31 protein-coding genes are annotated in these 15,385 nt (G+C 38.5%); all 31 read right to left on the bottom strand.

Translation table 11 applies throughout. The annotated features are described in order from the left end of the window. Window position 1 precedes the first annotated feature (1 nt). Window positions 2–223: a hypothetical protein gene (locus tag DUK53_RS08665; RefSeq protein WP_103035063.1), complete on the bottom strand. Its 222-nt coding sequence runs from the start codon at window positions 221–223 to the stop codon at window positions 2–4. Window positions 224–270: 47 nt separating this feature from the next. After that, the gene (locus DUK53_RS08660; protein WP_103035062.1) at window positions 271–744 is read right to left on the bottom strand and encodes a tail assembly chaperone; all 474 of its coding nucleotides are present in this window, start codon (window positions 742–744) and stop codon (window positions 271–273) included. Window positions 745–825: 81 nt separating this feature from the next. Further along, a complete protein-coding gene (locus DUK53_RS17800) occupies window positions 826–1,590 on the bottom strand; it encodes a phage major tail protein, TP901-1 family (RefSeq protein WP_255410887.1) in 765 nt (254 codons plus the stop codon). Then, the gene (locus DUK53_RS08650; RefSeq protein WP_036130358.1) at window positions 1,591–1,992 is read right to left on the bottom strand and encodes a hypothetical protein; all 402 of its coding nucleotides are present in this window, start codon (window positions 1,990–1,992) and stop codon (window positions 1,591–1,593) included. It abuts the gene before it with no gap. 3 nt (window positions 1,993–1,995) lie between these two features. Continuing rightward, window positions 1,996–2,352, bottom strand: coding sequence for an HK97-gp10 family putative phage morphogenesis protein (locus tag DUK53_RS08645; protein WP_036130355.1), 357 nt, complete (start codon window positions 2,350–2,352; stop codon window positions 1,996–1,998). Beyond that, window positions 2,349–2,633 (bottom strand): hypothetical protein, encoded by a 285-nt coding sequence (locus tag DUK53_RS08640; protein ID WP_036130352.1) that lies wholly within the window; start codon window positions 2,631–2,633, stop codon window positions 2,349–2,351. The genes DUK53_RS08645 and DUK53_RS08640 overlap by 4 nt, the downstream gene beginning before the upstream one ends. After that, entirely contained in the window at window positions 2,630–2,971 is a 342-nt protein-coding gene (locus tag DUK53_RS08635) for a phage head-tail connector protein (protein ID WP_036130349.1), read from the bottom strand. Before DUK53_RS08635 ends, DUK53_RS08640 begins: the two co-directional genes overlap by 4 nt. A gap of 1 nt (window position 2,972) precedes the next feature. Continuing rightward, window positions 2,973–3,236: a hypothetical protein gene (locus tag DUK53_RS08630; RefSeq protein ID WP_036130347.1), complete on the bottom strand. Its 264-nt coding sequence runs from the start codon at window positions 3,234–3,236 to the stop codon at window positions 2,973–2,975. Between the two features lie 25 nt (window positions 3,237–3,261). Then, the gene (locus tag DUK53_RS08625) at window positions 3,262–4,284 is read right to left on the bottom strand and encodes a major capsid protein (RefSeq protein ID WP_036130345.1); all 1,023 of its coding nucleotides are present in this window, start codon (window positions 4,282–4,284) and stop codon (window positions 3,262–3,264) included. Between the two features lie 27 nt (window positions 4,285–4,311). Beyond that, window positions 4,312–4,626, bottom strand: coding sequence for a hypothetical protein (locus DUK53_RS08620; RefSeq protein WP_036130343.1), 315 nt, complete (start codon window positions 4,624–4,626; stop codon window positions 4,312–4,314). Between the two features lie 15 nt (window positions 4,627–4,641). Next, window positions 4,642–5,295, bottom strand: a complete 654-nt coding sequence (locus DUK53_RS08615) for a DUF4355 domain-containing protein (RefSeq protein ID WP_052164811.1) — start codon at window positions 5,293–5,295, stop codon at window positions 4,642–4,644. 179 nt (window positions 5,296–5,474) lie between these two features. After that, window positions 5,475–6,053, bottom strand: a complete 579-nt coding sequence (locus tag DUK53_RS08610) for a minor capsid protein (RefSeq protein ID WP_036130340.1) — start codon at window positions 6,051–6,053, stop codon at window positions 5,475–5,477. Then, window positions 6,050–6,493 carry a hypothetical protein gene (locus tag DUK53_RS08605; RefSeq protein ID WP_124892687.1) on the bottom strand — a complete coding sequence of 148 codons (444 nt, stop codon included), beginning with the start codon at window positions 6,491–6,493 and terminating at the stop codon, window positions 6,050–6,052. The genes DUK53_RS08610 and DUK53_RS08605 overlap by 4 nt, the downstream gene beginning before the upstream one ends. Continuing rightward, window positions 6,471–7,928, bottom strand: coding sequence for a phage portal protein (locus DUK53_RS08600; RefSeq protein ID WP_052164810.1), 1,458 nt, complete (start codon window positions 7,926–7,928; stop codon window positions 6,471–6,473). The genes DUK53_RS08605 and DUK53_RS08600 overlap by 23 nt, the downstream gene beginning before the upstream one ends. Window positions 7,929–7,936: 8 nt before the next feature. Beyond that, the gene (locus DUK53_RS08595; protein ID WP_052164809.1) at window positions 7,937–9,223 is read right to left on the bottom strand and encodes a PBSX family phage terminase large subunit; all 1,287 of its coding nucleotides are present in this window, start codon (window positions 9,221–9,223) and stop codon (window positions 7,937–7,939) included. Beyond that, window positions 9,207–9,665, bottom strand: a complete 459-nt coding sequence (locus DUK53_RS08590; protein ID WP_036130335.1) for a terminase small subunit — start codon at window positions 9,663–9,665, stop codon at window positions 9,207–9,209. The genes DUK53_RS08595 and DUK53_RS08590 overlap by 17 nt, the downstream gene beginning before the upstream one ends. 1 nt (window position 9,666) lies before the next feature. Then, window positions 9,667–9,996 carry a hypothetical protein gene (locus DUK53_RS08585; protein WP_052164808.1) on the bottom strand — a complete coding sequence of 110 codons (330 nt, stop codon included), beginning with the start codon at window positions 9,994–9,996 and terminating at the stop codon, window positions 9,667–9,669. A gap of 222 nt (window positions 9,997–10,218) precedes the next feature. Then, a complete protein-coding gene (locus DUK53_RS08580) occupies window positions 10,219–10,455 on the bottom strand; it encodes a hypothetical protein (RefSeq protein WP_036130331.1) in 237 nt (78 codons plus the stop codon). 51 nt (window positions 10,456–10,506) lie between these two features. Then, window positions 10,507–11,403 carry a hypothetical protein gene (locus DUK53_RS08575; protein WP_036130329.1) on the bottom strand — a complete coding sequence of 299 codons (897 nt, stop codon included), beginning with the start codon at window positions 11,401–11,403 and terminating at the stop codon, window positions 10,507–10,509. 162 nt (window positions 11,404–11,565) lie between these two features. Next, window positions 11,566–12,000: an ArpU family phage packaging/lysis transcriptional regulator gene (locus DUK53_RS08570; protein ID WP_036130325.1), complete on the bottom strand. Its 435-nt coding sequence runs from the start codon at window positions 11,998–12,000 to the stop codon at window positions 11,566–11,568. Window positions 12,001–12,061: 61 nt separating this feature from the next. Continuing rightward, window positions 12,062–12,292, bottom strand: coding sequence for a hypothetical protein (locus DUK53_RS08565; protein ID WP_036130323.1), 231 nt, complete (start codon window positions 12,290–12,292; stop codon window positions 12,062–12,064). Then, window positions 12,289–12,849: a Holliday junction resolvase RecU gene (locus tag DUK53_RS08560; RefSeq protein ID WP_036130320.1), complete on the bottom strand. Its 561-nt coding sequence runs from the start codon at window positions 12,847–12,849 to the stop codon at window positions 12,289–12,291. The genes DUK53_RS08565 and DUK53_RS08560 overlap by 4 nt, the downstream gene beginning before the upstream one ends. Continuing rightward, window positions 12,794–12,946: a hypothetical protein gene (locus tag DUK53_RS17480; protein WP_161564231.1), complete on the bottom strand. Its 153-nt coding sequence runs from the start codon at window positions 12,944–12,946 to the stop codon at window positions 12,794–12,796. Before DUK53_RS17480 ends, DUK53_RS08560 begins: the two co-directional genes overlap by 56 nt. Further along, entirely contained in the window at window positions 12,947–13,228 is a 282-nt protein-coding gene (locus tag DUK53_RS08555) for a hypothetical protein (RefSeq protein WP_036130317.1), read from the bottom strand. Between the two features lie 19 nt (window positions 13,229–13,247). Next, window positions 13,248–13,481, bottom strand: a complete 234-nt coding sequence (locus tag DUK53_RS08550) for a hypothetical protein (protein ID WP_036130314.1) — start codon at window positions 13,479–13,481, stop codon at window positions 13,248–13,250. Then, window positions 13,478–13,675, bottom strand: a complete 198-nt coding sequence (locus DUK53_RS08545; protein WP_036130313.1) for a hypothetical protein — start codon at window positions 13,673–13,675, stop codon at window positions 13,478–13,480. Before DUK53_RS08545 ends, DUK53_RS08550 begins: the two co-directional genes overlap by 4 nt. Then, window positions 13,672–13,869 carry a hypothetical protein gene (locus tag DUK53_RS08540; protein ID WP_124892685.1) on the bottom strand — a complete coding sequence of 66 codons (198 nt, stop codon included), beginning with the start codon at window positions 13,867–13,869 and terminating at the stop codon, window positions 13,672–13,674. The genes DUK53_RS08545 and DUK53_RS08540 overlap by 4 nt, the downstream gene beginning before the upstream one ends. Continuing rightward, window positions 13,866–14,054, bottom strand: coding sequence for a hypothetical protein (locus tag DUK53_RS08535; protein ID WP_036089930.1), 189 nt, complete (start codon window positions 14,052–14,054; stop codon window positions 13,866–13,868). The genes DUK53_RS08540 and DUK53_RS08535 overlap by 4 nt, the downstream gene beginning before the upstream one ends. After that, window positions 14,051–14,470, bottom strand: a complete 420-nt coding sequence (locus tag DUK53_RS08530) for a YopX family protein (RefSeq protein WP_059140825.1) — start codon at window positions 14,468–14,470, stop codon at window positions 14,051–14,053. Before DUK53_RS08530 ends, DUK53_RS08535 begins: the two co-directional genes overlap by 4 nt. Then, entirely contained in the window at window positions 14,457–14,630 is a 174-nt protein-coding gene (locus DUK53_RS17475; RefSeq protein WP_161564230.1) for a hypothetical protein, read from the bottom strand. The genes DUK53_RS08530 and DUK53_RS17475 overlap by 14 nt, the downstream gene beginning before the upstream one ends. Window positions 14,631–14,864: 234 nt before the next feature. Next, window positions 14,865–15,263, bottom strand: a complete 399-nt coding sequence (locus DUK53_RS08525; RefSeq protein WP_036089939.1) for a DNA translocase FtsK — start codon at window positions 15,261–15,263, stop codon at window positions 14,865–14,867. Between the last annotated feature and the right edge of the window lie 122 nt (window positions 15,264–15,385).

Raw genomic sequence — 15,385 nt, 5'->3', positions numbered from 1 at the left:
TTTATTCGGGGGTAAATTTCATTTCAAAATTTTCGAGTGCGGCTTTCGCTTTTCTTAACTTACTTAGACCTACACGAGATTGAGTAGGCCTGTTTTGTTCTAATTTTTTCAATGCTTTTTTAGCATCAAATATCTTGTTTTCTTTCGCCTTTTTATTCATCACTGTATAGCCAATCGCCATCGCTTGTTTGGCCATAAGTTGATACTTATCTACATCGTGCATCGTGAACCCTTTTAACAGCGCCCTATACTCGTGTAAATTTAATTCCATTACTGAGTCAAAATCGATGCAGTATCTACCGCAGGTTTGGAGAACCTCGAAATGGTTTCTAACCCTTTCGCCCCGCGTTTCTTGAATTCCTCTGCCATTTCCTTCGTTTTCTCGTCCCCTTCCAGTTGTTGAATCATTTGCTTCCGGGCTTGTTTGAAAAAACCTGATTCCTCTAGGCAACCTAGCGCCAACGAGAACATTGTTTCAATATCTTCTTCACTTTGCATTTTTTGATCTAAAAAATCCTCAATTTCATTTAAACTAGGGCGTAGGTTCCGGTTAATACCATATTGAATAATATTAACAAGAGCATTGATTGAGTTGTTTTGAATACTCATATAGAGGAGTTGCGCACCATCGAGATTATTAACTCCATCTTTAATTGTTGATAGATTGTTTTCTACATCTTGAACCATACGAAAGTTAGCCTTTACTTCATACGCTTTTTCACCAATATTTACTGTAAATCCCATTTAAAATTCCTCATTTCATTAATTAGTTTTAATATTCTCTTCGCGAAAAGAAAGAGCGACATTCAGCCGCTCTTAAGTTTATTAGGCAGTAACTGTTACCGTTACCTCTTTCTTGATTGTTGGCTTAGATTTGCTTGCGACAGTAATTTTTGCAGTTCCAGCAGTTACACCAATAACACGGCCGTAAGCATTAACTGTTGCTTTTGCCGGTGTGTCTGATGTGAATGTAAGTTCTTTGTTTGCCGCTTCTGGTAACGTTGTTGCAATAATATCCACTAGACCGCCAATAGTGACCGATTTAGTAGCGCTATCAACAGCAACAGCCGTTGGATCTGATAATGTAGTTTTTCCGATATCTCCTGTAGTTTGACCAGGTTTTTCGAAAGAGTAATCCAATAAGTCGATAACCTCAGCAGGAAGTGAATCCAGTACACCTGGTTTAGTTTTTCCAATGACTGGGAATGTTGTTGAAATCTCAACAAATCCTTCTCCATCCGCATATTCTAAGTTCTCAATAATGGTATAACCGAACCGAGCATCAAATTTACCTTCGGCATTAGGAGTTGTCACTACACGCCATACTTTCACTTGACGTTCGTTGTCATATGCATCTTGCAACGCAACTTGTCCTGGATCTCCTACTTCCGCATATAACGCCAACTCAAAATTTTCACTTTTATTTCCATAGCCAACTACCCGGCCTGATTTTGTCACTTCGTCAATCATGTCATGCTCTTGCGCCCAAGATCCCTCCGTCTGGTTACCAGGCAATAGAGGCGGTTTTCCCACCGCTAAGCTGGTCGGTTGCACTAAATAAATAATCTTTTTACCTTCAATTGGATTCATCTATTGTTTCACCCTTTCCGTGATATTAAATTCAACTTCTGCTATCCCGTGTGATAACGTGATAGTGGTTGAATCATCTGTAATCGTGCTTGTGTTGACTCGCGCCATGTTAACCGTCGTGCCACTCTCAAAAACGAAAGAACGACGTTGAAATAAACGCTTTATTTCGTATAAAGAATCCTCGACCAACTGCCTATTGCCAACCTTTTCAAAGATATGAATTGGTATGGTGTTTCTTGACATGTTTCTGTCTTTTATACTCGAATCATAAGAAAACGTCTCGTCTACTATGATTAGAGGTACCATCTGTTCAGCTTCATTTGGTCGGGAAAAATAAAATGGGATGCCTAAAACGGACAGTTCCTTTTCAATAAATAATAATAATTCTGTTGTTGGAGACATTTATTAACCTCTCCCTACTAGCCGGTTCATGTCATCTAAAAAAGCCGCAATATTAGAATCATATGCGGGTTTCATATATGGTTGTGCCGGCATTCTTATTGTTCCTTTTTCAACATAGATCCCATAATCAGCTTCGGAGGTTATCGTTGTAGTACTAACAAATTTGTTTCCATGATTCTTTAAAGTTATTTGGTTTCTCATGAATCCCGTGTCAACAACAGCGCCATTCTTAGCCGCTTTTTGGATGATCGCACCGTGCTTCTTTACAATTTTCCTGTGTTCTACAGTTATTTCTGTTAGCCCTTTGTTAATCATCTTTAGAACGTTCTCAACACCAATAACTCCATTTTTCCTACTCATAAACTTGCCTCTATATAAAAGACAGTATTATTTTTAGGATGACTCAATCCATGAATTTCAAAGGGTTTTCCTTCGATTTTTATTCGATTTGGATTTGCGATGCCTTGTATGTGAATTTTACTAGCGTGCTTTACAACTTTCCCAAAAACCGCCACCTTCGTTTCTGTAGAAATGTTTTGCGCAGCACATGGTACAATTTCGACAGTTTCGACTTCATCATAGCCTAGTGGCTTTTTAACTTGCTTGACTGTAACTAGACCTACCCTTTTGCTATAGTTCATGGCAAGAACTCAACTACCCCACCTGACTTTATTTCAGTTGAAGGCTTGTATTTATCAAGATAACTTTTAAAATCTTTGATAAGATCATTGCTATCCCATGCCTGTGCTTTGCCTTCCTCTGAGTCACTTTTCACACCTTCGGCACCAGTGCGCACAAAAGCGGCCAAAACAGCATTTTTAACTATCCAAACCGCTTTATTCGGCACTTCATCTTGCTCAATATAATCTAAAACTTGAGCTTCAACATCGGAAATGATGTCAGTAATTACTGCATCTTGCAATGCATCATTAATGCCATTCCTCGTCTTCACTTGACTTAGCATCTCTTCTTTATCCACGTTATTCACCTAAAATCTTTTTAAGGATTCCGTCGCGAGTCGTTGCCTTACCTACATCGATTTCATGTTCCTTTGCATACTCAATAAGTCCTTCAACTGAAAACTCATCAAACTCGTTCGCAACCTGCTGTTCAAATTCTTCTAGTTTCTCAAAGAGTGATTCGTGAAACTCGTCTTTATTGATTACGAGTCCTTCGTCTTTCTTGAAAGTCTTGTCTCCATAACGTACTGGTAAATCAACCACTTTAACCTTGAATTTAATCATGTCTTTGCCTCCTGCATCATTAGTATTATAGAATCGGCTGTGCCTGGAATACTTCATCCGCTGCCGGGAACGATGGAACAGCAGTTGCAACTGCTTTTGTATAGGTCGCGACAGGATCAGTGTTCTCTTCATACATGGTTGTAAGAATGTTACCAACCTTTTTCAAGTCCACAGCTGGATTTCTAGCAAGCCGAATTTCTTCTGCCGTTGGTCCATACAAAGTCTCGCCTAACAAATTGTCGCTGAACATTACAAACTTATTATTTGGGAAGTAACGTAAAGCTTCATATGTTCCATCGTCTTTTTGTTTTCTGTACTTTTCATCGTAAGTTCTGATAAGCGGCATTTGATTAGCAATCATAAAGGCGTCTAACTCGGCACGAGTCAACAGCTTACCTGAGTCTTTCCCGAAAATGCCGATTAATACCTTCGGATGGCGCAACAGTTGGTTTAAGATGGCTTTCGATGTAAGAACACGCGTAGGAGTAGTATCCATTTTTTCGGTCCATCTATCAATATCGGCCAAAGGATTAGCGTTTGCATCTGACCACAAGTTAACGCCTGAAAGCGCCTCTTTATGTTCTACCGGAACATGGTAATCAATGTTTAAATTAACTCCATTTTCATTCATTTTTAAAACACCATTCGCAAGAACATCCATACGCATTTGTTCAACTCGTGCTCTGACGCCATTCACTAGCGTTGTCATGTCATTAAAAACATTTTCCATCAGATATTTTTGTTCTTGTGGCGTTCTTGGATTTTCTAAAGCAATGATGTCTTCTTCTTTCAACGGCATTTTTCGCTTAATTAGGGTCAAACTTAAATCGCTTTTTGTTGCTTCACGGCTGCCAATTTCAGCCTCTGTATCAAAGGCATGTATGGAAGCTGCAACTGGTAAACGACTCCCTCCAGAAATTTGGTCTAATTTAAGGCTATTTACTTTTTTTTCGGGAAATAATGTTTCTCCCAACATTGGAGGAAGTTCACGGCTCTGTTGGTAATCCAGAATTTCATTTTGATTGAACAACTCTAAAATATTCGGCATATTCTTTAACTCCTTTTCAAATAGTTTTTATCTAAATTTGATTTCTTTCATCGCAGTTTTAGCAGCTGCGACTGGTGCTACCGGAAGGCGTTTTTCTAAAATATAGCCCTCAACGATTACACTGACAGGCTGAGAACCGTCTGTTACATCAACATCGTCATAGACGATTCCGACCGCTTTATCATCATTAGAGGGATACACACTACCCGCAACTAAAACTTTTCGGCCCTTATCATCAGCATCAGTTACCATGTTTGTGTCAGCTTGATAAGTGAATGCCTGTACTTTAGCGCTAGCCAGAAAATTAATTTGGTTCACGACTTCTTTTTTACTAACATGCATAATTATTCTCCTCTCTTATTTCCATAGATCATTAACTTTTGCATTTCTACTTGCATTCGCTTCCGCGGCCAACGTCGCGCCAACACTCTTTGCGTTTGGCGAAGTATTTCCGGTTTGCGGATTAGCATTATCCTTCAAAGCGTTATTAACTCCTTGCTCAACAGCTTTGTTATAAGCCTTTAGGAAAGATTTAATATTGTCGTTTGTCTTTACTGCATCCTCACCTAAAAGCGATTCAGCAATAAGATTCCGCGAATCCGCGTGAATGTTAGCGAGCATCGCAACTGCATCATTTTTCAACTCTTTTCGAATTAACAATTGTTCCTTCTGCGTGAGTTCATCAAGCTTTGCTTGGTATTCAGCTTCTTTGCGATCTTCCGCAGACAGAGCAGCTAGATTTTTTTCTTTTTCAAGCTGTTGTTTGAATTCTGTTTCGATTTCTAATCTAAGATTCTTTTCTCTTGTTTTCACAGCCTTCTCAGCATGTTTATCTAGAAATGAATCTAGCTCACTCTTGCTAGCGAATTTAGGGATATCGTCGTCTTGGCTACCTTCGCCGCCCTCATCACCGGCGCCCCCGCCATCTTGACCTTCTCCACCGCTTCCGCCACCTGTGTCTGCGTCAAATTTAACTCCACCTAAAATACTTCTAACATATCTGTTGTACATTTATTTTTCCTCCTAACCCATGCACGCATTAAATTCAGACATAAAAAATACACCTTCGAAGCCCCTACACGCTGATTACAGCCCATAAACGCTTTTCTAGTGTTACTATCATATTTAAATTAAAACGCCCGCATACGCTTTGATTGTCCAGTTTTAAGACGTTTGACAGGTCCGTTAGTTTATTCTTCTGTATCTTCTTCTGAAATTACACTGAATAATCCAATGGCCTTCAAAATAAGAGACAAGCTCATTCCTTTCGTCTGTGGCAATTCGATTACTCCACTATCACCAGCTCTATCCAAAACATCTCCAAACTCTTCCAAATATTCCTCAACTGCAATAGTTGAGCGGCAGTGAGGGTGTAATGGCGGTAAATTAATACCAGCTAATGCCTCAGATAAAAAATACGTCTTGCCGTCATGCTCGATGCAAATACGACTAGTGCGACCATCTACATATGCCATGAACTCATAACGCTTATAACCATCCTTGATATAACTTATTACAGCTGACCGGTTCATGACATATGTTGATTCAGTACGAATAAGACGGCTAATATTAGCTTTCTTGTTATCATATATTTTCTTGAATTCACGCGTCATTTTAGCATTACCAGTACCATTCACTAAGCCTTGTGTTAATGATTCATGTAAAGCCTTGCGCATTTCATCATAATTATTCCAAATGCGATCAGAATAGGTTTGACCAGACCATGGCGTGTCTAGTATTTCTGATACTTCCTTAGCGGTTAAGCTCATTTAACCTCACCGCCACCGAGAATATAATTGGTGCCTAGCGCTATTGCTTTCAAGTGATTAGTGAACATCAATTCGCGAATCGTTGTATATTTGATAAGCTCGAATGAAATTTCATCCTTTACTAAATCTAGAATAGTAGAAGGTGGCTTAGATTTTAACGCTGACAACTCCACGCGCGCTCGTCTGGTAATAGACTTTTCTTTCATGAACGTTTTTACATCAATTAAAAACGCCTCTCTATCGTCCGCTCCTGCCTTTTTAAGTGTGTCAGGATAAGTGGCTTCGGGATATCTTGCTCTAAAATCATTTGTAATTCGCTCGATGTTGCGTTGCATGACCTTTTGAAATTCTCCTAAACGCTTTTCAGCTACAGCATCTAGATTATCCGTAAATTGAACTACGTCACCAGGCGCATTCTTATTTAGCTTCCTCACCATCATCACTCACCTCATTTTTATTAAAGTGATCATCATATTCGTTAACCTCTTCGGATGCGAGCCGTGCCTTTTGTTCCTCCAGCATCTTGATTATTTCGTTTTTGTCCTCTACGCCTAGCATCATGTACACGTACTCATCAGGCATGAATCCAATCAACTTAATAGCATTGTCAATCATTTCGGTATCGTTTTTAGGGATATTAAATCCGAATTTAACTTCTGTTTGAGCAATCGAGCTGAGGGACGTCTGTATTTCTTGTTTTGAATCTTCATTACCGAATTCTGTGGAAACTTGATTTTTGATTTTCCAAACGCTTGAGGCTAATGTTAACCGCCGAATGATCCCTTTCTTAAAGAGACGCTGCTTGTTAACAATGATCTGATTCAATGCGAATATTTTCCACTTCATCGCCTCTCCTGTTGCATTACCTGAAAAATTCACATCCGACATGTCAGGTGTAAAGCTAAATTTATGCATGTCAGTCACAAGCCTATTATTATGAGAATCAACACCAGGTGCATCGTATTCTTTATAGATATACTCTGCTTTTGGTAAAACTGTGCTTTCTGGATTGCTATTTGTTAGATTGATGATACGTGTTTTATTGATATCTTCTGGTTTCCCAACGATTGCACCTTGAATAACCAAATAGGCATCTGCAAAATCATCCATATAGTTTGCGATATTCGATTGGCTCGCATCATATGCATCAATCAAATCTAAAATACCTTCGTAATCCCCAGTGCGTTCGCCGTTATTCATGTATTCAATTACTGGTACAGCACCAAAAAGATTACTCTTTTTGTCAGGCGCTTCAAATTCCGCAAACTCTGCATCTGTTTTATAAAAATAAATGGTATCTTTCGTACAAACCTCCACATACCCAGTCTCTTCATCACCTGTACTTATCGTATAATATCGAACGGAAAACAAAGGATTAGCCTCAACAGACGTATCATAAACCACAAAAGTTTGTAAGGGATCTAATTTGACAAACCTTTCTAACGGGATTGAATCGATATAGACTAGCTCGTAAGCTCTCCCATAACGGCTACAGTCTAGGCCTAGGTCACTATTAACAAACTCCTCATCATTAAGGTTATTGAACTCCTTTATCTTGGCATCTATCTCATCATCTTTATTTTGATAAGTCACAGGCACGCCGAAGAGGTAACCTTGCATTATGATACTGACGTATTTACCCATATTATGATTTAATCTATTGTCAGCCTTCTCTTTCTTACTCACACGATTATCTTCACGGTTTATTTGGTTATCATTCAAATAATACTTTTTTAAAGTTTGTAATCTTGGCACCTGGTTTTTCAAGTGATCAGAAATGAAGCTGCTTATAACTTCTACATCATCAGGATTAAACGTCTCGCTGGGTATCTTATAAACTACATTGGCTAACTCGTTGAACTTTTCCCTCGTCATCTTTTCACCTACAATCCTATTTTTTTCAATACTTCGATAGTGTCGTTGTTGCGCTCTGATGCCGTTATATCAAGTAACCGCCACCTGTTCGTTAAATATCTTAACGCCGCAATAGCATCATCAAAAAATGGTACTGGATCATCAATATACTTATTTGTCGTCTTATCCTTTTTCCATTTCCATTGCGACATTTCTGTATATAACTTAATGCAATCCGGATGAATGAAAACACGCCTTTGCTTCAACCAGTCAATTTGCCCCTTTACACTTCCGTTTGCTTTCTGGACACCATACACATTGTATCCCGCTTTGCGCCATTGTTTTATTCTATCCGGCTCCGCTGAGTCACAAGCCATCTCTGTCCTTTTATCCCAATTTTCTGCATTGGCTTGCTTAATTATTTCGTCAGTATCCATTTCATGCACATACAATTCTTTAAAAATGTATATATCACCATCACGCATACCACCTTTTAGAATAGCATTAGCGTGATTAAAGCCAAAATCTTGACCCTGACCAATAGTATCAAAATTCATATTTTCATAATCGAACTCTTCTAGAACAAAATTCTTAAACACAAGACCTTCAAGCTCTCCCCATTCACCTAGCCCATATACCTTATATCCCTCTGGATCATCACGTTTGCGTCTTTCCATTCGACGATCATACGCCGCATCAATGAAGCGGTTCTGCTTATATGTCGAGTGATGTGTAAAAACGTCAGGATCTGTAATATCAAAGTATTTTCGTTTAATGAAATGAGTAGATGAAACTGGGTTAAACGTCATTGTTATTTGGTAATAAAGGTTAGGGTTGTCTAATATCCCACGCAAACGGTCATCTATTATATCTACATCGCTTTCTAATAACTCTGTAGCCTCTTCAATCCAGACCCACGTCAGTTTTCCGTGTGAAAATGTTATTGATTTAAGTTTTTCACGGTCCCCATCATGTCTAACCCCACGAAAAATAACCTCGTTACCAGTAACTAGGCTTCTTAACAACATATTTGATTCGTTTATATACCAAAATTTCTTTGCATATGGTCCGAACGTTTCGTTAATGGCTTTCTTCAACTCCGCAAATGTCGAGTTCCGATTACTAACATCTATCTTTCGCACACAAAGCAAGTTAGCGCCCTTATAACGCATATCTGAAAGTTTAGCTATATAGTCTTGCGCGGTATTTACCGACTTGCCAGAGCCCGCTGAACCTCTGCCGATTCTATAACGTTTTCTACAGCTATTGAACTCTTTAAAATGAGAATTAAATTGAATATTAATCGTTTTTTGCATTGGTATCACCGCCGCCGTAATCGTAATTAAATGACAGAGATAAGTCGCCTTCTATTTGTTGTTTGTCGGTCCATGCGCCGTACCTCTTACCGATTAATTCCGCCGCTTTGATACGCTGACTAGCACTAACGTCTATATCGTCTATCTCTTGATAGCCTTCACCCATACCTCTCAACGTCTGTTCTTTATGCTCTCCTCGCATAACCGCGGTAAGATACTCCATTACTTCCTGCTGATCCGCAATCTTTTCCGATTTGATTTCTGCCATTCTTTCGTCTATATATTCTTTAACCTTATCATTTCTTAACAATCTACTAGCAGAGGTTGCAGCTGCATTATCACTTTGAACCTTATAACCCGCTGTTTTGTAAGCCTCTGTTTGATTTCCATTCTTAATAAATTCGTCTGCAAATTTTTGTTGTTGTATCGTTAGCTTACTCAAGTCATCTCAACTCCTCCTTGTACCTATTTCCAAGCGTTTTAATTCTAAATGTCAATCTTTGCTTTTTGCTTTCGATATGATCCCATTTATTTTTTATTTGCCAATCAGGAATGGCTGTATTGGCTGCTAACTGGTTTGCTTCACGCATCATCATTTTAATTTCTACTTGTTCTTTGCGCATATCTGCATCAGTGGCCGAGCTAATATATATCTTTTTGCAATATTTGCATTTGAAATACATGATTTGAATATCTGGTTTTCTGGTAGTTTTGATGTATTTTATCTTGAAATCTTTCCTACAACCATCGCAGTTTGCCAATGTTTCAGCCATACAATTCACCTACTCTTTTTCATAAACTTGATAACTGCAAACACTCGATTCAGAAACAGTATGAATAGCATCAGTGAGAGCTCCCATATCTTCGTAACTATTACAACAACAGAATTATATATGCCCTCAATAAATTTATTGCCCTTACTCATGATTCTGAACATTTCATCACCCCTTTTAGCAAAATAAAAAGGACCAGAAGTGGTCCCTAAAACTTTATTATTATCCTTTCAATACTATCTTGTATTTATCCGCCAAAATATATTCTTCTCCAACATCAGTAAAGGCAATAGTCTTTTGGTAGAAAGTTTTATCATCTTCAATTAGCAGTATATCAGCTTGATATTTGTTGCCTACAGCGGCACCAACATGTATTTGAGTCACTGAATATTCGTACCTAAATCCTATCTCTTTTACTTGCCCTGTAGTTTCGAATCTGTCTAAATTAATAGTAATCAAATCTATACCTTCTTTCGTAGTTTAGTATAACTATTATACCACCAAGCTTATTTAATCTTTAACACTTACAATTCTTAAAGAAACTACTGATTCCTCTAAAGTGGCAGGGTTAAAGGTTATCTTCCTAAGTGCAACAAATTTCTTTTTAACAGTAAATGATTCTCTTAACAGCCCATCCGATTCTTTATCAATAAATTCATACGGATAAACACCTTTTGGTAATTCCTCGGTTTCTTCTAAAACTTCTATTTTCCCCGTTGAATTATAGCTATTTGCTGTAGTAATTTTTCCTACAAAAGTGCATGAATCTTCATCAGTGAATGTTCTTTTTTTATATAAAGATTTATCTTCTTTATTTATTTTAATACCCACATCATGGTCAGATAATTTTTCCATAACACTAATTTCATCCACTTTACCATCATCTGAAATTAAATTAGCCATTTTACCATAGATAGGAGCTGTCATTTTCGCTAAATCAATTGCATCAGCAGATATATTGTTTATTATTACATCCCCTTGTGTATTGACAATATTAAAAGCATTTGTAGAATCTACAATCTCCATATGAATAGACTCTCCTTTCTCTCTAGCCCTAAGAACTACTTTGAGGTACTCATAAGATTTAACTAACAGCTCCCATAGAGCATCCGGATCCATCGCAGTTACCAATGGCGTGATAGACACAGTTACATCTCGCAAACAAATAACCAAATCAACAACAAAAGAACCCTCTCGAATATTGAATGCTTTCACCTTGAGTTGCTCTCTATCTCCAGCCGTCATATGACTCTTACGACCTGCTAACAAATAAGATTTCTCTACTAACGTTTGAAAACAATCCAATGATTCAATCATGTAAAAAAGATTATAACCTTCTTCACTTACTAATTCATTTCCAGCGATTCTAAAAGTAATCTCTTTTTGATCAGTCAAGACTTCTTCCATCAGCGTTCACCCTTTTAGACTAACTATACCAAATAAAACCACCTATTCACAAGAAATAGGTGGAAAAAAGGGTTTATCAGAGAAGCAAAGAATCATTCACTTCTCTCATATTACAATTATACAACGTTTTTTTGGTCTAAAAGTGCCAAGAAAGTGCCATTTTCATTTTAAGACCTGAATATCAAGCGTTGTTGCTAATGCAATAACGGCCTTCCTCTTTTCTCTCTTGTACTGTCGTTCCTCATAAGGGATATCAATCATAATATCGATGTCTCTTTGTCCATGTAAAAAGCATTCTAGCAATATTTTTCTGTGTAAATGCTCTAATTGATTAATCATCACATCATACATTTTAACGGTCTTCTGAGCAACTTGAACATTATCAATGTTGTGTATAGCAGCATCTTCTACTTTACTACTAAACTGATTTGAAAATACGGGAGGCGTTATTGTGTAAGTAGTAGTTAAACTAGGTAATTTACGTTCTCCGGCCTGTACACGTAATATTTTATAATCCTCGAAAAACTTTTTCAAAGCGCGAACGGTACTGATATAATCAATGTCGTTCGCTTGTGGTAGGTTAAATAAACTCAATATAAGCGCCTCCTGTGATATAATTAATTTGGAGATTAATTGGCGGGGCGCGAGCCTCGTTTTTTTATTTGATCTTTAAGCTTGAAATACTTGTAATGATAATATCTGAGGCTTTAATATTCAAAGTGGTTATTTCCTTAGACATATCAACTATTTTTTGTTGCACTAGTGTTAAATCTTGCTCACCAAGTATCTGCTTATTAAATTTGAACTTCCCTGAAATCGGATAATATTTACCGTTAATCCGGGCCTCGCATCTCACTAACGCTCTATACTTTCTATATCTCCTTGTCATTCCATCGCCTCCATGAAGTCCGGCAAGCCTTGTCTCATTGTTACAAGGTTGCAGCCGTCCCCTATTTCTGAAAAACGTCCAACCGGAATGCTCTTTCTGCCCTGTTCTTTGCATTCCTGGATCATTTTTTCCAATTCTTTGTATTCTATTTTGAATATCTTGTTTAAGTTCACGAACCGTAAAATGAGGAACGAACAACCGCCTAATCGGTCGTGTGATCGTAAAAACTCTAGCTGGTGTTCTTTTATATTGTCTAGCGGAAAACTCGTCTTATTGGTCGTTTCCTTAGCCTCAAATGCGATAGAAATACCGCCTTGAAGTATCCCCTCGAAATCCACTGTTGATTTTTTACTAGGGAAAGCTTCAACTATTCGTCCGCCAGCTCGCTTAACCGTCCACTCATTAGGGATTTTGTGAATCAGCCCTACACCTTTCATCTTGTACACGAAGCAAACATTTTCAAGTAATCCCTCTAATTCCTTGCCTTTATTGGCATACTGTCTATTTTGCGTAGCTGGTCGCTTCGTTGATGACGATCGCTTCATACTTTGTCTCAATTTCTTCATCCTCCATGTTTTCATAAATTATAGGTGACATGTTAGTTACCTCGCTTAGGGCTGCTATCATATATTCACGATCAACATAATGTTCCATCTACTCCGCCTCCCCATCTACATCAGGAATCCAGATGCCTTTAGTAAATTTCATATGATTCTTATAACCTCGTATTTCATCTTCTGTCCAAAATTCTGAATGAGCACGTGAATCTCTATAAATAACCTCCGCATTCTCCCGCTCTGTGAGGAGTCTGTGTGCAAGGTCAAATAGCTTTGCGAGTTGAGCCGTGCCTATTTCATTAATAATTTGCGTTCCGCCGTCTCGCATTTGATAAAATACTTCATCTAAAAATTCTCTATCCTTCTCATTCTGCGTCATCGTCTTGCGCCTCCTTCATCTACAAATCTGTATCCTGTAATAATATATCGACCTTTTTTTCTAAAAAATCTACAATCGTTAATTCGCCGAGATGGGGTTGAAATTTCTCCCATGCGTACGGCGTTGATACCTGAACTACTCTTGAATCAACATCACACACGTTTTCCTTGTAGAACGCAATAGCCTCTTCTTTACTAAATGCCTTAATCAATGCGTAATACTCACCTGTGAACTCGTAAAATTTTAGTGTCATTGTTCTTGCGCCTCCTGTTCTAATTCTAAATTATAAGTTAGTACTAAAGCGCCCTTAGGTTCGTCATCGAAATCGACAACTGCACTTCTTCCTGATTTTGCCACTTTTTTTACTGACCCTTTTTTGCCCGCATAAATCGATAAGGAAGATTGGTTGTACACAACTCTATCTCCTACTTTAAATTTCGGCGTCATTCCCCATCCTCCTCGCAATACCGAGCAATCCAAGTTGGCGGTACCTCGCCTTTTGAAATATACTCATAAAACTCGATTTCCTTTTCCAGCTCCGCAACATATTTATCGTGTTCTATTTCGTAAAACCTCGCTCGTGCTTTGCGCGCTTCCAAATCTTCCAATATCGCCTTTTCTAGCTTTTTGTCGAAATTCATTCCGCCACCTCCTGTTCAAGCGCCCAGTTTGTGAACGCAATAATCAAGTGCAAATCAATTGTATATAAGTAAAAATCTATCGTATTTTTTGCTGACCGCTCCTTACTTGCTATTTTAGGTCGATGCTCTGATTCGAAATTGTAGTCGTCGGTATAGAAATTCTTCATCACTTCTAAATCCGTCATTCCTTCGCACACCCTTCCAGCAAGTCTTTATTTTCGTGAATATTTCCTATTACTTCGACTACGCCTATTATCCAAAGGTGCTCACTAGTGGGATCATCGACATCTAACATCGTAAAGCGACCTTTAACAAACTTGATAATGAATTTAGCAATACCGCATATATCCGCTAAAACAATATCCCCCTCAAAAATCTTGTTGCCGTTTTTGTCTTTTAAGCCTGTGTACTGTCCGCGTGTTTCAGGATCGATTTCATATTTCGCCCAATGTTCGCCAGCATCTTCGACAATCTCATTCCCGTACATTTTTGGCGCCCAAGTTGTAAACTCCTCTATCCAGTATCCGTACGCTTCAACGTATGATCCATACGCCCATTCTCCGTTATCCAGCCGTTTCCCTCTAAACTCAATCGGTCTCATTCGACACCTCCTTTAAAAAGTCCGTAATAGTTACGACTTGATTATCGACTAATAACAGGAATGCTGCTGGGTCTTTGTATACGACGTCTTTGCGTGCTTCCTCGCGATTTTTATAAGTCTTGAGAACTTCTCCGTTCCATTCCGTTAGCTGTATGCTCATGTTCGCGCTCCTCTCCTCTATGTGGCGCATCCTTTATCTCGCCTATTTTCCGCTCACATTCTGCACAGTAAATAAATTTGCTTGCTGGCTTAAGAACGATGTTATCAGGTTCTACATATTCCGCCTCGTCTTCGGTCATGTCCTCCCCGTCAAAGTGATAGTAATGTCGAATAGGCTCCTCTAATTTCACTTTTTCGAAATAGCCTTTATTACTCTTGCAATACTTGCACTCCATCACGCCTCACCCTCTCCTAATAGCGCCCACTCACCGCTATTTACACGCTCATTGATTTCTGTATTCATCATCGACCAATGATCGCCTTCATACGCTTTAGTGAAAAATGAGATAAACGCGGAATACTCTGACCATCGCGGAATAATTGTGATGATATGCCCGTCACCGTCTCTTACTGCGACTTGCTGCGTTTGTTCTTCGATTTTAAAAACGTTCACTACGTCCCAAGTTCCGTCGCCCGTTTTTTTAATTACCTCGCCACTTTCTAATTTATCTAACAGTTTTTGACTACTGTTCTCGCCTAGTCGGAATTTTACTCGAATTAAATGTTGTGATACTTCTCCATGCTTCCTTACTAATTGCACGGCTTCTTCATATAATTCATCAATATTTGTCATCACGCCTCACCCTCTCCTATATCTTGAAATGAGTAATACACATTTGCCGTGAACATTTGTGATTTTGATTTTACGACTCTATCAAGCGCCTTAGTTGCGCATGTTGAGCATAAATCTAAGCG

The sequence above is a fragment of the Listeria sp. SHR_NRA_18 genome (assembly GCF_003856515.1).
In the GTDB taxonomy this organism is placed as follows: Bacteria; Bacillota; Bacilli; order Lactobacillales; family Listeriaceae; genus Listeria_A; species Listeria_A newyorkensis.
Note: the sequence above shows the minus strand (reverse complement) of the source record. Positions and strands in the feature narration are given on the sequence as shown.

Excerpts from the sequence above, each read along its gene's own strand:
- DUK53_RS08665 (WP_103035063.1), bottom strand. The coding sequence starts at position 223 with ATGCACGATGTAGATAAGTATCAACTTATGGCCAAACAAGCGATGGCG.
- DUK53_RS08660 (WP_103035062.1), bottom strand. The coding sequence starts at position 744 with ATGGGATTTACAGTAAATATTGGTGAAAAAGCGTATGAAGTAAAGGCT.
- DUK53_RS17800 (WP_255410887.1), bottom strand. The coding sequence starts at position 1,590 with ATGAATCCAATTGAAGGTAAAAAGATTATTTATTTAGTGCAACCGACC.
- DUK53_RS08650 (WP_036130358.1), bottom strand. The coding sequence starts at position 1,992 with ATGTCTCCAACAACAGAATTATTATTATTTATTGAAAAGGAACTGTCC.
- DUK53_RS08645 (WP_036130355.1), bottom strand. The coding sequence starts at position 2,352 with ATGAGTAGGAAAAATGGAGTTATTGGTGTTGAGAACGTTCTAAAGATG.
- DUK53_RS08640 (WP_036130352.1), bottom strand. The coding sequence starts at position 2,633 with ATGAACTATAGCAAAAGGGTAGGTCTAGTTACAGTCAAGCAAGTTAAA.
- DUK53_RS08630 (WP_036130347.1), bottom strand. The coding sequence starts at position 3,236 with ATGATTAAATTCAAGGTTAAAGTGGTTGATTTACCAGTACGTTATGGA.
- DUK53_RS08625 (WP_036130345.1), bottom strand. The coding sequence starts at position 4,284 with ATGCCGAATATTTTAGAGTTGTTCAATCAAAATGAAATTCTGGATTAC.
- DUK53_RS08620 (WP_036130343.1), bottom strand. The coding sequence starts at position 4,626 with ATGCATGTTAGTAAAAAAGAAGTCGTGAACCAAATTAATTTTCTGGCT.
- DUK53_RS08615 (WP_052164811.1), bottom strand. The coding sequence starts at position 5,295 with ATGTACAACAGATATGTTAGAAGTATTTTAGGTGGAGTTAAATTTGAC.
- DUK53_RS08610 (WP_036130340.1), bottom strand. The coding sequence starts at position 6,053 with ATGAGCTTAACCGCTAAGGAAGTATCAGAAATACTAGACACGCCATGG.
- DUK53_RS08605 (WP_124892687.1), bottom strand. The coding sequence starts at position 6,493 with ATGATGGTGAGGAAGCTAAATAAGAATGCGCCTGGTGACGTAGTTCAA.
- DUK53_RS08600 (WP_052164810.1), bottom strand. The coding sequence starts at position 7,928 with ATGACGAGGGAAAAGTTCAACGAGTTAGCCAATGTAGTTTATAAGATA.
- DUK53_RS08595 (WP_052164809.1), bottom strand. The coding sequence starts at position 9,223 with ATGCAAAAAACGATTAATATTCAATTTAATTCTCATTTTAAAGAGTTC.
- DUK53_RS08585 (WP_052164808.1), bottom strand. The coding sequence starts at position 9,996 with ATGGCTGAAACATTGGCAAACTGCGATGGTTGTAGGAAAGATTTCAAG.
- DUK53_RS08575 (WP_036130329.1), bottom strand. The coding sequence starts at position 11,403 with ATGGAAGAAGTCTTGACTGATCAAAAAGAGATTACTTTTAGAATCGCT.
- DUK53_RS08565 (WP_036130323.1), bottom strand. The coding sequence starts at position 12,292 with ATGACAAGGAGATATAGAAAGTATAGAGCGTTAGTGAGATGCGAGGCC.
- DUK53_RS17480 (WP_161564231.1), bottom strand. The coding sequence starts at position 12,946 with ATGGAACATTATGTTGATCGTGAATATATGATAGCAGCCCTAAGCGAG.
- DUK53_RS08555 (WP_036130317.1), bottom strand. The coding sequence starts at position 13,228 with ATGACGCAGAATGAGAAGGATAGAGAATTTTTAGATGAAGTATTTTAT.
- DUK53_RS08550 (WP_036130314.1), bottom strand. The coding sequence starts at position 13,481 with ATGACACTAAAATTTTACGAGTTCACAGGTGAGTATTACGCATTGATT.
- DUK53_RS08545 (WP_036130313.1), bottom strand. The coding sequence starts at position 13,675 with ATGACGCCGAAATTTAAAGTAGGAGATAGAGTTGTGTACAACCAATCT.
- DUK53_RS08540 (WP_124892685.1), bottom strand. The coding sequence starts at position 13,869 with ATGAATTTCGACAAAAAGCTAGAAAAGGCGATATTGGAAGATTTGGAA.
- DUK53_RS08535 (WP_036089930.1), bottom strand. The coding sequence starts at position 14,054 with ATGACGGATTTAGAAGTGATGAAGAATTTCTATACCGACGACTACAAT.
- DUK53_RS08530 (WP_059140825.1), bottom strand. The coding sequence starts at position 14,470 with ATGAGACCGATTGAGTTTAGAGGGAAACGGCTGGATAACGGAGAATGG.
- DUK53_RS17475 (WP_161564230.1), bottom strand. The coding sequence starts at position 14,630 with ATGAGCATACAGCTAACGGAATGGAACGGAGAAGTTCTCAAGACTTAT.
- DUK53_RS08525 (WP_036089939.1), bottom strand. The coding sequence starts at position 15,263 with ATGACAAATATTGATGAATTATATGAAGAAGCCGTGCAATTAGTAAGG.